Below are 13,512 nucleotides of genomic sequence, written 5' to 3'. Positions count from 1 at the left end.
CGATAATAGTGTCTTACTGGCCCTGTAAGGATATTGTGCGCCGCACGCCTTCCTTTAACCAAATTTGACAGCAAGAAGGCGAGGCTGAAGCTTTCGCTTGGAAACCAAGGTGACCACAAGTCGCGGCCGGGTGCTTTCTTGCAGGTTTACTTTGGAGCCGCCCGGTCAAGCGCCGGGCGTTTGGATTCGGGGATTTTACATCTATGGAACAGGTTGCATTGGAAGCAGCGACGCACGACGTGAGCCTCTTGGGCCTCTTCATGCAGGCCGGCTTTGTCGTGAAGCTGGTGATGATCGGGCTGCTCGGTGCGTCGGTCTGGACGTGGGCGATCGCCATCGACAAATATGTGAATTTCGGCCGCGCGCGGCGGCAGTTCGACCAGTTCGAGCAGGTCTTCTGGTCGGGCCAGTCGCTGGAAGAGCTGTATCGCACGCTGTCCGAGCGCCAGAACCACGGGCTTGCCGCGATCTTCGTTTCGGCGATGCGCGAATGGAAGAAGAGCTTCGAGCGCGGCGCGCGTTCGCCCATCGGCCTGCAGATGCGTATCGACCGGGCGATGGACGTGACGCTTGCGCGTGAATCGGAGCACCTGATCGCGCGGCTGTCGTCCTTGGCAACCATCGGCTCGGCCGGTCCCTTCGTCGGCCTGTTCGGCACCGTCATCGGTATCATGACCTCGTTCCAGGCGATCGCCGGCTCGAAGTCGACCAATCTCGCGGTCGTCGCCCCCGGTATCGCCGAAGCGCTGCTCGCCACCGCCATCGGCCTCGTCGCCGCTATTCCCGCGGTTATCGCCTACAACAAGTTCTCGGGCGATGCCGGCAAGCTGACGGCACGCATGGAAGGCTTCGCCGACGAATTCTCCGCGATCCTGTCGCGCCAGATCGACGAGAAGTTGCAGCCGCGCGCGGCTGCCCAGTAAGAACTGGTTACGGGGAGTAACGCGCATGGGTATGAATCTCGGTGGACAGGGCGGCGGCTCGGGCGGCGGACGACGCCGTCGCGGCTCGCGGCATGGCGGGGCCATCAGCGAAATCAACGTGACGCCGCTCGTCGACGTCATGCTGGTGCTGCTCATCATCTTCATGGTGGCGGCGCCGATGATGACGGTCGGCGTGCCGATCGACCTGCCGGAAACGCAGGCCAAGCCGATGAATTCGGATACGCAGCCGATCACCGTCTCGGTCAATCCGGCCGGCGAAATCTACCTGCAGGAAAGCAAGATCGCCATCGAGGAGGTCGTGCCGAAGCTCGAAGCCATCGCCACCACCGGCTACAACGAGCGCATCTATGTGCGCGGCGACACCAATGCCGGCTACGGCACGGTGATGCAGGTGATGGCGCGCATCTCGGCCGCCGGTTTCAAGAATATCGGCCTGGTGACGCTGCAGGAACAGAGCAAGTAACAAAACAAGGACGAAGGTCGGGATAAGGGTCGGGGCAAGTCAGGGCGTCATGAGAAGTAGTGTCATCACATCCACCATATTGCACTGCGTGGTGCTGGCATGGGCGATACTTTCGATCAGTGCTCCGGCATCGTTCGAAGTCGCCGATGTCGAGGCGCTGCCGGTCGATATCGTGCCGGTGGAAGAGCTGACCCAGACGCAGCAGGGCGCGGAAAAGGCCGAGAAGAAGGACGTTTCCGCGCCGATCCCGACGACCCGCCCGCAGACCGTCGACAATGCCCAGAACATCGGCGACAACGACGTCGACCTGAAGAGCGCGCCGACGCCGATAACCAAGCCGACCAATGTCGAGCAGGCTGCCGCCCCCGAAAAGGTCGAGAAGGTCCAGCCCAAGCAGGACAACGAGACCAACGACGTCAAGGACGTCCAGCAGGAGCAGGAAGCCGCTTCCGAACCGCCGCCGCCGCAGGAAATGGCGAAAGCCGAGCCGGTGGTGAAGCCCGAGCCCAAGCCGGAAGTGACGCCGGAGGCCAAGCCCGAGCCCGCGCCGGAAAAGCCGGCGGAGGAAGCGCTGCCGACCAACGTGCCGGTGCCGGAATTCAAGCCGAAGCAGGCGGAAGCCAAGCCCGAGACGAAACCGCAGGAAAAGCCGGTCGAGAAGCCGCCGGAAAAGAAGGTCGAGGAAAAGCCGGTCGACAAGAAGGTCGAGCCGACCAAGACCGCTTCGATCAAGAGCGACAGCAAGAGCAAGGACGACAAGAAGAAGCAGGAAACGGCCAAGTCGAAATCCTCCAAGGAGAGCGATTTCAACGCCGACGATATTTCCGCGCTTCTCAACAAGACCGATGCGAAGTCGAGCGGCGCCAAGCGGTCGACGCAGACGGCCGCGCTCGGCACCAAGAAGAGCAATGGCGGCTCCAAGCTCAGCCAGAGCGAAATGGATGCGTTGCGCGGCCAGATCGAGAACAACTGGTCGATCATCTCGGGGATCGACGGCGCCCAGGGCGTGACCATCAAGGTCACCATGCGCCTCGACGAGAACGGCGATATCATCGGCGATCCGCAAGTGGTCGCCTCCGGCGGCTCGGATACGGCCCGCCGCACACTGGAAGGCAGCGCCCTGCGCGCGATCATGAAGTCGCGGCCCTTCAAGGGCCTGCCGCGAGACAAATATGATGCCTGGAGCGAAGTCGTCGTCAACTTCGACCCCAGCCAATTGCTTTGAGTGAAGGCCAAGGATGATGTTCAAAACCAACCTGATCCGTCTTTTCGCCCTCGTGGCGGGCTTGATGGCGGCATATGTCGCGCCCGCTTATGCGGTCGTCGAGATCAATATCAACAAGGGCAATGTCGAGCCCCTGCCGATCGCGATCACGGATTTCCTGTCGAACGGCGATCTCGGCGCCCAGGTGTCGGCCGTCGTTGCCGCCGACCTGAAGCGCTCCGGCCTGTTCGCGCCGATCAACAAACAGGCCTTCATCGAAAAGATCGCCGATCCGGGCCAGGTGCCGCGCTTCGAGGACTGGAAGGTCATCAATGCGCAGGCGCTGGTCACCGGCCGCGTCACGCGTGAAGGTGATGGTCGCCTGCGTGCCGAATTCCGCCTGTGGGATACGTTTGCCGGCAAGCAGATGGCCGGCCAGCAATTCTACACCCAGCCGGAGAACTGGCGCCGCGTCGCCCATATCATCGCCGATGCCATCTACAAGCAGATCACCGGTGAGGACGGCTATTTCGATACCCGCGTCGTCTTCGTGTCCGAAAGCGGCCCGAAGACAGACCGCAAGCGCCAGCTCGCCATCATGGATCAGGACGGCTTCAACGTTCGCACGCTCACCAATTCCAACTCCATCGTGCTGACGCCGCGGTTTTCACCGAACCGCCAGGAAGTGACCTACATGTCCTTCGAAGGCGACCAGCCGCGTGTCTACCTCCTGCAGCTCGAAACCGGCCAGCGCGAGGTCGTCGGCAACTTTCCGGGCATGACGTTTTCGCCGCGCTTCTCGCCGGATGGCCAACGGGTCATCATGAGCCTGCAGCAGGAAGGCAACGCCAACATCTACACCATGGATCTGCGCTCGCGCACCACGACGCGCCTGACCTCGACGGCGGCGATCGATACCTCGCCTTCCTATTCACCCGATGGCAGCCAGGTGGTGTTCGAGAGCGACCGGGGCGGCAAGCCGCAGCTCTATGTCATGGGCGCCAACGGCTCCAACCAGCACCGCATCTCTTTCGGCGACGGCTCCTATTCGACGCCGGTCTGGTCGCCGCGCGGCGACCTCATCGCCTTCACCAAGCAGGCGGGCGGAAAATTCTCCATCGGCGTGATGAAGCCGGACGGTTCGGGCGAACGCATCCTGACCACGGGTTTCCACAACGAGGGCCCGACCTGGGCGCCGAATGGCCGCGTGTTGATGTTCTTCCGCCAGTCGGCGGGCGCGGGCGGTCCGCAGATCTACTCCATCGACATCACCGGCTATAACGAGCAGCCGGTCAAGACCCCGGGTTATGCATCCGACCCTGCCTGGTCGCCGCTCCTGGAGTGATGCGCGGCCTGACACCTTGGCGCGTGATGCGGCCAGAATGAAACAATGCGGAGGCGGGGCCGGCATGGCCGCGCCTTCTGACGTGAAAAAACCGGAACTGGCAGCGTCGAAAAATCAAATTGTCAGTTCGTTAACCATACTCGTTGAGGGCCGGTTAACCGAGATTGGTTAAAGTCTGGCAACGCTGAATTTGAAGTTTTCAAGGAGACCCGAGGCCATGAGCCGAACGATTACCCCGGCATACAGCCGCATGCAGTCCATCGCCCGCAGCCCCGCTTTCGTCGCCCTGGCGCTGTCTCTGGCTCTTGCCGGCTGTGCATCGAAGAAGAACCTGCCGAACAACGCCAACGAGCTCGGCCTCAACGGCGCCAATGGCCTGAACGGCGCGGGCTCCGCCACCCCCGGCTCGCCGCAGGACTTCACCGTCAATGTCGGCGACCGCATCTTCTTCGATACCGACTCGTCCTCGATCAATGCCAGCGCCGCCCAGACGCTCGACCGTCAGGCCCAATGGCTCGCCCAGTATCCGAAATATGCGATCACGGTCGAAGGCCATGCCGACGAACGCGGCACGCGCGAATACAACCTGGCGCTCGGCGCCCGCCGTGCGGCCGCCGCCAAGCAGTATCTGTCCTCGCGCGGCGTTCCGGCCAACCGCATGAAGACGATCTCCTACGGCAAGGAACGTCCGGTCGCCGTCTGCGACGACATCTCCTGCTGGTCGCAGAACCGTCGCGCCGTCACCGTCCTCGGCGGCGCCGGCATGTAATCGCCAAGAAGCGATTTTATCTTTTCGAAAGACCCCGCCGCGTTCCGCGCGGCGGGGTTTTCTCTTTCCGGCGGCGGGACCTCCAAAAACCGCATTTTTTACCATACTTTGGCCGAACTCCGTTGCTTTTTGGCGGTAATTGGAAAACTCTCCAGCCGCGCCATCGATGGCGCGCCGATTCACGATGACAGGAAAGAGGGACATGAAAAGACTTGTCGTGGCGGGAATGATGGCTCTGGCGGCCTCCTGCGGTTTTCAGGCCGTGGCCCATTCCGCGCCGCTCTGGGTGCCTGGCGCACCGGTAAAAGCTGGAGAGAGCAATCTGCCGGTCATCCGCGTCCAGAGCGCCACCATGGAGGTGCAGCAGCTTCAGGAGCAGATCCGTTCGCTCAACGGCCGCATCGAGGAAATGAGCTACCAGCTCCTGCAGATGCAGGAGCAGATCCGCAAGTTCCAGGAGGACAACGAGTTCCGCTTCCAGGAAATCGAACGCAAAGGTGGCAATGCCAACAAGAAGTCGGGTTCGCTGGAGACGCCCTCCCAGAAGCCGGCGGACGACGTTGCCCGCATCATCGAGGAGCCGGGCGCCGCGTCCGGCTCCGGCCAGGCGCCCGCGACCGACGGCAACACGACGGCCGCAACCGGCACTGCCGGCGGCAAGCCGGCCATGGAACTCGGCTCCATCGAGATGGATGCCGGTGGAAACCCGGTCGGCGCGACGATCAACAAGAGCGGCGAAAATGCCTCGGCTCCGCTGAGCGACAGCGGTTCGGCGTCGAGCGGTGAGGTTGCGTCACTCAGCGGCAAGGAAGGCCAGGATTATCAGGCCGCCTATGGCCATGTGCTCTCGGGCGATTATTCGGTCGCCGAGAAGGAATTCCAGGATTATATCGCCAGCTACCCCTCCAGCGCCAAGGCGGCGGACGCCAATTTCTGGCTGGGCGAGGCTTTCTACAGCCAGGGCAAATACAACGAGGCGGCAAAGACCTTCCTCAACGCTCACAAGAGCTACGGCAAATCGCCCAAGGCGCCGGAAATGCTGCTGAAACTCGGCATGTCGCTGGCCGCGCTCGACAACAAGGACATGGCCTGCGCCACGCTGCGCGAAGTGCCCAAGCGTTATCCGAAGGCATCGCGCGCCGTCATCGGCAAGGTCGCGGCCGAGCAGAAACGCCTTGCCTGCTGATTTCCGGTGACGTTTTCCGTCACGCCGCAAGCGGCGGTCGACCGCTTTCTCTCCAGCCTCACCGAACCCGCTCGCCTGATGGTCGCCGTTTCCGGCGGCGGCGATTCGATCGGACTGCTGTTTTTCCTGCATGAAGCGATGCGCGACGGCCGCCATCCGCATGTCTCGCTCTGCGCGGCAACGGTCGATCACGGCCTGCGGCCGGAATCGTCGGCGGAAGCCGCCGCCGTCGCTGCCTTCTGCGAAGAACGCGCCATTCAGCATCGCATCCTCGTCTGGGAAGGGCCGAAACCGGTCAGCGGCCTTGCCGCCGCCGCGCGCGAGGCGCGCTACGGCCTGCTGGCCGATGCCGCCGAGGTCTTTGGCGCCGGCCTGATCCTCTCCGCCCACACCGCTGACGACCAGGTCGAGACGGCCGCGATGCGGGCCGAGCGCAACGGCGATGCCTTGAGCCCCGGCCTTGCCGGCATGGCCCCGGCCGTGCTGCTCGGCGGCCGCGTCTGGCTCGTGCGCCCGCTGCTCGATTGCCGCCGTGCCCATATTCGCGCGCTGCTCGAAGACAGCGGCATCGGCTGGTTCGACGACCCCTCCAACGACAATGCCGCCTATGAGCGTCCCCGCCAGCGCCGCCGCCTTCGGGGCGCCGACATGGCGGCCGCGCTGGACGACATCCGCCGTGCGCAACGGCGCCGCTACGCGCTGTCGGCGGCGGCGGCTTCTTTCATTCGCGATGGCGTGACGGTGCATGGCGGCGCGGTCGCGGTGGTGGAGCGCACGGCCTTGCAAGATGTGGACGACGATGTGCTGGCCTATGGTCTTGCCGCCCTTGCCGCCGTCATCGGCGGCCGGCCGCATCCGCTGTCGGCGAACCGCATGTTGCAGGTCGTCGGCCTCTGCCGCACGGAGGAACTGACCCGTCTCAACATCGGCCGCGTCGTCTTCGACCAGCGCCGCGAGGCGCTGTTCCTGACCCGCGAGGCGCGCGGTATTTTGTCGCTGACGCTGGCGGCAGGGGGCAGCGGCATCTGGGACGGACGCTACCGTGTCGAAAATGCAGGCGATTCTCCCGTCACCGTCCTTGCCGCCGGCAGCCCAGGGCAAAGGATCGCGCCGAGCCTGTTTCCGGACGTGCCTTCCGGCGTCGCCCTCCGCGCCGCAGCGGCGCTTCCTGCCTGTTCCAGCGCGGCCGGGCCCGTTCCGCTCACCGGGCCGCCCCGGCCGTCATGGTTGACGGTCGGTTATTTTCTCGCCCCCTTCGACCGCTTTTTGCCATTGTTCGATGCGATGCTCGCCCGCGAGATTGCCTTGAAATTCGCCCGGCCATGCGCCGGCATACCGTTTCGCGGCCTGTCGACGGAAAACGAATGTTGACATCCGCTTATCCTTGGCAATACCTCGCCGGCACCCTATGTTAAGGGCCAAGTATTGTGCCTGACACAGGCCGACGTTTCACGCTTTGGGGAGTTCGATGAACCCAAATTTCAGAAATATCGCATTATGGGCGATCATCGCCCTCTTGCTGATTGCGCTTTTCAGCATGTTTCAGACCGCGCCGGCGCAAACGGGTTCTCGTGAAATTCCCTATTCGCAGTTCCTCCGCGAAGTCGATTCCGGCCGCGTCCGCGATGTGACCGTCACCGGCAACCGCGTCGTCGGCAGCTATGTCGAGAACGGCACGACCTTCCAGACCTATTCGCCTGTCATCGACGATTCGCTGATCGATCGCCTGCAGAACAAGGGTGTGACCATTGCCGCCCGGCCGGAAAGCGACGGTTCTTCCGGATTCCTGAGCTATATCGGCACGCTGTTGCCGATGCTCCTGATCCTCGGCGTCTGGCTGTTCTTCATGCGGCAGATGCAGGGTGGTTCGCGCGGCGCCATGGGCTTCGGCAAGTCCAAGGCCAAGCTTTTGACCGAGGCGCATGGCCGCGTCACCTTCGACGACGTCGCCGGTGTCGACGAGGCCAAGCAGGATCTCGAGGAAATCGTCGAATTCCTGCGCGATCCGCAGAAATTCCAGCGCCTTGGCGGCCGCATTCCGCGCGGCGTGCTGCTTGTCGGCCCTCCGGGCACGGGTAAGACCCTCCTGGCGCGTTCGGTCGCGGGCGAGGCCAATGTGCCATTCTTCACCATTTCCGGTTCGGATTTCGTCGAAATGTTCGTCGGCGTCGGCGCATCCCGTGTCCGCGACATGTTCGAGCAGGCCAAGAAGAACGCGCCCTGCATCATCTTCATCGACGAAATCGATGCGGTCGGCCGTCATCGCGGCGCCGGTCTCGGCGGCGGCAATGACGAGCGCGAGCAGACGCTGAACCAGCTGCTGGTCGAAATGGACGGCTTCGAGGCGAACGAGGGCATCATCCTCATCGCCGCCACCAACCGTCCCGATGTGCTCGATCCGGCGCTCTTGCGTCCCGGCCGTTTCGACCGCCAGGTCGTGGTGCCGAACCCCGACATCGTCGGCCGCGAGCGCATCCTCAAGGTGCATGTCCGCAACGTGCCGCTTGCCCCGAATGTCGACCTCAAGGTTCTGGCACGCGGCACGCCCGGCTTTTCCGGCGCGGACCTGATGAACCTCGTCAACGAGGCGGCCCTGACGGCGGCGCGGCGCAACAAGCGCGTCGTCACCATGCAGGAATTCGAGGACGCCAAGGACAAGATCATGATGGGTGCGGAGCGCCGCACCACCGCCATGACCGAAGCCGAGAAGAAGCTGACCGCCTATCACGAGGCCGGCCATGCGATCACCGCGCTGAAGGTGCCGGTCGCCGATCCCCTGCACAAGGCGACGATCATTCCGCGCGGTCGCGCGCTGGGCATGGTCATGCAGTTGCCGGAAGGCGACCGCTACTCGATGAGCTACAAGTGGATGGTCTCGCGCCTCGTCATCATGATGGGCGGCCGCGTTGCCGAGGAACTGACCTTCGGCAAGGAGAACATCACCTCCGGCGCCTCCTCGGATATCGAGCAGGCCACCAAGCTTGCCCGCGCCATGGTCACGCAATGGGGCTTCTCCGACGAACTCGGCCAGGTCGCCTATGGTGAAAACCAGCAGGAAGTCTTCCTCGGTCATTCGGTTTCGCAGTCGAAGAACGTCTCCGAAGCTACGGCCCAGAAGATCGACATCGAAGTGCGCCGTCTCATCGACGAAGCCTATTCAGAGGCGCGCCGCATTCTCACCGATGACCACGATGCGTTCGTTGCCATCGCCGAAGGCCTGCTCGAATACGAAACCCTGACCGGCGACGAGATCAAGGCGCTGATCCGCGGCGAAAAGCCGGCGCGCGATCTTGGCGACGACGCCCCGCCCAGCCGTGGCTCAGCCGTGCCGAAGACCGGCGCCAAGAAGGACGGCCCGGTCGCCAAGGGAGACGAGCCCGAAGGCGGTTTCGAGCCGCAACCACGTTGATCCCCGGTTCTCCCGGACGCCCGCCTTCCCGGCGGGCGTTTTTTTTCTGCTCTGCTGTTCCCTGGGTAACGGGATGTAAGCGGGATTGACGTTATTTTACGTGCCGGCTCCGGTGCTTTGTGGCATGAGAGCATGTCTGAGGGGCGCAGGTACTGCGTCGCCCTTTTTTCGATTTCGCATCCATGCTCCGGCTTTTTACCGTCGTGACGCCGGATTTGTGACCTTTTGCGGCGCCGTTGCGCTGCTCCTTTTCGGGGGCCTTCATGAAAAGACGTTATTTCGGGACCGATGGCATCCGGGGACAATCCAACACGTTCCCGATGACGCCTGATCTCGCCATGCGGGTCGGCATCGCCGTCGGTACGATTTTCCGCCGCGGCTCGCATCGCCACCGCGTCGTCATCGGCAAGGATACGCGCCTGTCCGGCTATATGCTGGAGAACGCCATGGTCGCCGGCTTCACCGCCGCCGGTATCGATGCATTCGTTCTCGGCCCGATCCCGACGCCGGCCGTCGCCATGCTGACGCGTTCGCTGCGCGCCGATATCGGCGTGATGATCTCCGCCTCGCACAATCCTTACGAAGACAACGGCATCAAGCTGTTCGGCCCTGACGGTTACAAGCTTTCCGACGATCTCGAAATGCAGATCGAGGATCTGCTGGAAAGGGATCTCGGGCCGCAACTCGCCACCGCCGACAATATCGGCCGCGCCAAGCGCATCGACGGCGTGCATGACCGCTATATCGAATTCGCCAAGCGCACGCTGCCGCGCGACGTGACGCTGCAGGGCCTGCGCGTCGCCATCGATTGCGCCAACGGCGCCGCCTACAAGGTGGCGCCTGCCGTGCTCTGGGAGCTGGGCGCCGACGTCGTGACCATCGGCAATGAGCCCAACGGCACCAACATCAACCTGAATTGCGGCTCGACCCATCCCGCCGCCTTGCAGAAAAAGGTGGATGAGGTGCGCGCCGATATCGGCATCGCGCTCGATGGCGACGCCGACCGCGTCATCATTATCGACGAGAACGGCGACATCATCGACGGCGACCAGTTGATGGCCGTCGTCGCCGAAAGCTGGGCCGAGGACGAGACGCTGAAGGGCGACGGCATCGTCGCTACCATCATGTCCAATCTCGGGCTGGAGCGCTTCCTGCAATCCAAGGGCCTCAATCTCGCCCGCACCAAGGTCGGCGACCGCTATGTGGTCGAGCATATGCGCCAGCACGGTTACAATATCGGCGGCGAGCAGTCCGGCCATATCGTGCTGTCCGATTTCGGCACAACCGGCGATGGCCTTGTGGCCGCCTTGCAGATTCTCGCCTGCGTCAAGCGCACCGGAAAAACGGTCAGCGAGGTCTGCCGCCGCTTCGAGCCGGTTCCGCAACTGCTCAAGAACGTGCGCTATTCCGGCGGCAAGCCGCTGGAGGATACGATCGTGCGCCAGGCGATCGCCGATGCCGAGCAGGAGCTTTCCCGCCACGGCCGCCTGGTGATCCGCCCATCCGGGACCGAGCCGCTGATCCGCGTCATGGCCGAGGGCGACGATCGCAACCAGATCGAACGCATCGTCAACGACCTCGTCGGCATCATCGCCAACGTCCGCACCGCAGCCTGATCGCGAAATTCATCGCGTAGATCTTTTCGATGGCTGCCCCTAGAGCATTCCGGTGAACACTGGTTTCCCGGAAATGCTCTAACTTTTTCCTTTTGCCGCATTGTCCGACGCCGAAGCGATCACGCCTCGGCTGGAAATGCTCTCGGGCGGCCAGTTGCAGTCGAAACAGGACCAAACCGGCGGGCGGGGCAGCATAAGGGAATGGCTCTGCAGCAAATTAACAAGGTGCAGGAATTCTTTCGCTGACGAACCGCAAATCGTCGTTGTCGATGCTTGCGAAGTTATCCGAATATGGCAAATTTGTGGTAAAGACACTGTGATTGGAATATCTCCGGATCCGGAATGAGTACAGAGACTGCTGCCGATCTCATCGATGCCATCTATGAAGCCGCTTTCTTTCCCGAAAACTGGCTTTCCATTCTCGATGACATGGCCCGGATGAATGGCTTTCACGGCACGGCGCTTTTCAATGCCAGTGCGCGCGGTAGCCGCGCCTTGGCATCGAGATCGCTTGACGACATCACCCAGAAAATCCTGGCCGAGGGCTGGATGACGCGGAATACGCGGGCGGCACATCTGCTCAATATCGAGCATGACGGTTTTGTCGATGAGGCCAGACATTTCACCGAAGAGGAATGCCAACGGCATCCCATCATCATGGAGGTTTTTCGACCCCTGGGTTACGGTTTCGGCACATCGACGGTCATCAATGTGCCCAGCGGCGATAAGATCATTTTCGCTTTGGAAAAGAAGAGCGTGACAGGCCCCGTCGAAGCCTCCGCCATTGCGTTTCTGGACGGTATCCGTCCACATTTGGCGCGAGCGGCGATGATGTCCAGTCGCCTGGAATTCGAAAGGGTTCGAGCTGCGGTCGAAACACTTGCCATGACCGGCTTGCCATCGGCGGTTCTCGGTATGGACGGCAAGCTGATGGCTTGTAACGCATTGATGGAGAATTTTGCGCAAGTGCAGATCGGAGCCTCCGATCGCCTGTATTTTCGTCACGCGCCGGCCAACGATCTGCTCAAGACCGCTCTTCTGCGCTCGAAGGAGGGGATTGCCAGCAAGGATTACCGCAGCCTGTCCTTTCCCTTACCGGCCCATGAAACGCAAATGCCGGCTGTCGTTCACCTCGTACCTGTGCGCGGCAATGCCCGGGATATTTTCACACACGCGGTTTTCTTCGTGATCATTACGCCGGTGGACCGTTCGCTCGTGCCGACGGCCGAAACTATCCAGGGGCTTTTCGACTTGTCGCCGGCAGAAGCGCGGGTCGCCAGACTGCTGGCCGGCGGTGTCGATGTGAATGCTGCCGCGGCACAGATCGGCGTCAGCCGCGAAACGGTTCGAAGCCAGGTCAAATCCATTCTGACCAAGTCCGGTTTGAACCGACAAGCCGACTTCATCGCGGCCGTGGCCAGCATTCGAATGATTGAATAAGGCCGCCGCCATGCCTGGTGGCAGGGAAGATTCTCGGTAAACGAGCGTAGTTAATCGGGTCTTAACCTTTTCATTTCATTATCCAAGACAAATGGGACAGTTGGCTGGCCGCGGCTTTGCCAATCCACACATCGTCTTGGAGTCGAAGCCATGAAGAAAAGCCTGATCGGCATTTTTGCCGCTCTTCTTGCCAGCAGCCCGGCGCTTTCAGCCGATCTGTACCAGCCGGAACCCGTTCCCATGCAGCCGATCGAGGAGCCGGTCCAGGTCGCCTCGACATCGGGCTGGTATCTGCGCGGCGATGCCGGTTATTCCTTCAACCGCCTTCGCGGCGCCCGCTTCTTCCAGGGCAGCAACGGCTATGAGCGTGATTTCGATCACGTCAAGCTGCGCAATGCCTTCACGGTCGGCGCCGGTGTCGGTTACCAGGTCAATTCCTACCTGCGCACCGATCTGACCTTCGACTACCTGTCGCGGTCGAAGTTCGAAGGCTCGACCAGCGGCGGCGGCGCCGATTTCGGCGCCTGCTTCGATCGCTGCACCTCGCGCGACTATGCCTCGCTGACCGCCTACAGCCTGCTGGCCAACGCTTATGTCGATATCGGCACCTATGGTTCGGTCACGCCTTATGTCGGCGCCGGCATCGGCGGCACCTATGTCAAGTGGAGCAACCTCAACAACACGTCCTGCGCCGACGGCGATCCCACCAATTGCGACGATTCCGTCTCGCATGACGGCAAGGGCGGCTGGCGCTTCACCTATGCGCTGATGGCGGGCGCCTCCATCGACGTCACCTGCAATCTGAAGGCCGATGTCGGTTATCGCTACCGCCACATCAACGGCGGCAACATGTTCGGTTATGCCGAGAGCGGCGGGCCGGGCTACGACAAGAGCATTTCCTCGCATGAAGGCCGCGTCGGCATGCGCTATATCTTCAACGGCTGCGACCAGCAGGCCTATGTGCCGCCGGCGGAAATCCCCATGCAGCCGCCGGTCTACAAGTAAATCCTGCGCATTCGACTGTCCGAAACGGCCGTCCGGAGGTTCCTCCGGGCGGCCGTTTCGCGTCGGGATCGTGGTTTCCATAGGCTTAAGAAATATGGTTAACGCATCGTTAACCATTTGCGCCGATACTG

Annotated in this window: 11 protein-coding genes; all 11 read left to right on the top strand. The window is 62.4% G+C overall.

From position 1 onward, the window contains the following. Window positions 1–203 precede the first annotated feature (203 nt). The 11 genes from tolQ to P7F60_RS07920 all read left to right on the top strand — a co-directional run bounded on the left by tolQ (window position 204) and on the right by P7F60_RS07920 (window position 13,381). Window positions 204–923 (top strand): protein TolQ, encoded by a 720-nt coding sequence (tolQ, locus tag P7F60_RS07970; RefSeq protein ID WP_277917168.1) that lies wholly within the window; start codon window positions 204–206, stop codon window positions 921–923. Between the two features lie 25 nt (window positions 924–948). After that, complete coding sequence (gene tolR / locus P7F60_RS07965) at window positions 949–1,407, top strand: protein TolR (protein WP_277917167.1); 459 nt, start codon at window positions 949–951, stop codon at window positions 1,405–1,407. Window positions 1,408–1,456: 49 nt separating this feature from the next. Beyond that, window positions 1,457–2,632, top strand: a complete 1,176-nt coding sequence (locus P7F60_RS07960; protein ID WP_277917166.1) for a hypothetical protein — start codon at window positions 1,457–1,459, stop codon at window positions 2,630–2,632. A gap of 16 nt (window positions 2,633–2,648) precedes the next feature. Next, window positions 2,649–3,956 carry a Tol-Pal system beta propeller repeat protein TolB gene (gene tolB / locus P7F60_RS07955; RefSeq protein ID WP_277917216.1) on the top strand — a complete coding sequence of 436 codons (1,308 nt, stop codon included), beginning with the start codon at window positions 2,649–2,651 and terminating at the stop codon, window positions 3,954–3,956. Window positions 3,957–4,173: 217 nt separating this feature from the next. Continuing rightward, window positions 4,174–4,725 carry a peptidoglycan-associated lipoprotein Pal gene (pal, locus tag P7F60_RS07950; RefSeq protein ID WP_277917165.1) on the top strand — a complete coding sequence of 184 codons (552 nt, stop codon included), beginning with the start codon at window positions 4,174–4,176 and terminating at the stop codon, window positions 4,723–4,725. Window positions 4,726–4,927: 202 nt separating this feature from the next. Next, entirely contained in the window at window positions 4,928–5,911 is a 984-nt protein-coding gene (gene ybgF / locus P7F60_RS07945; protein ID WP_277917164.1) for a tol-pal system protein YbgF, read from the top strand. Window positions 5,912–5,917: 6 nt separating this feature from the next. Next, a complete protein-coding gene (gene tilS, locus P7F60_RS07940) occupies window positions 5,918–7,282 on the top strand; it encodes a tRNA lysidine(34) synthetase TilS (RefSeq protein WP_277917163.1) in 1,365 nt (454 codons plus the stop codon). A 97-nt stretch (window positions 7,283–7,379) separates the two neighbouring features. Beyond that, the gene (gene ftsH, locus P7F60_RS07935) at window positions 7,380–9,320 is read left to right on the top strand and encodes an ATP-dependent zinc metalloprotease FtsH (RefSeq protein WP_277917162.1); all 1,941 of its coding nucleotides are present in this window, start codon (window positions 7,380–7,382) and stop codon (window positions 9,318–9,320) included. A gap of 263 nt (window positions 9,321–9,583) precedes the next feature. Next, window positions 9,584–10,936, top strand: coding sequence for a phosphoglucosamine mutase (gene glmM, locus P7F60_RS07930; RefSeq protein ID WP_277917161.1), 1,353 nt, complete (start codon window positions 9,584–9,586; stop codon window positions 10,934–10,936). A gap of 342 nt (window positions 10,937–11,278) precedes the next feature. After that, entirely contained in the window at window positions 11,279–12,376 is a 1,098-nt protein-coding gene (locus P7F60_RS07925; protein WP_277917160.1) for a helix-turn-helix transcriptional regulator, read from the top strand. A 150-nt stretch (window positions 12,377–12,526) separates the two neighbouring features. Then, window positions 12,527–13,381: an outer membrane protein gene (locus P7F60_RS07920; RefSeq protein WP_277917159.1), complete on the top strand. Its 855-nt coding sequence runs from the start codon at window positions 12,527–12,529 to the stop codon at window positions 13,379–13,381. Window positions 13,382–13,512: the final 131 nt, after the last annotated feature.

It is taken from the genome of Rhizobium sp. YJ-22 (assembly GCF_029601685.1).
GTDB lineage: Bacteria > Pseudomonadota > Alphaproteobacteria > Rhizobiales > Rhizobiaceae > Metarhizobium.
This window is presented reverse-complemented; position numbering and strand designations above follow the sequence as displayed.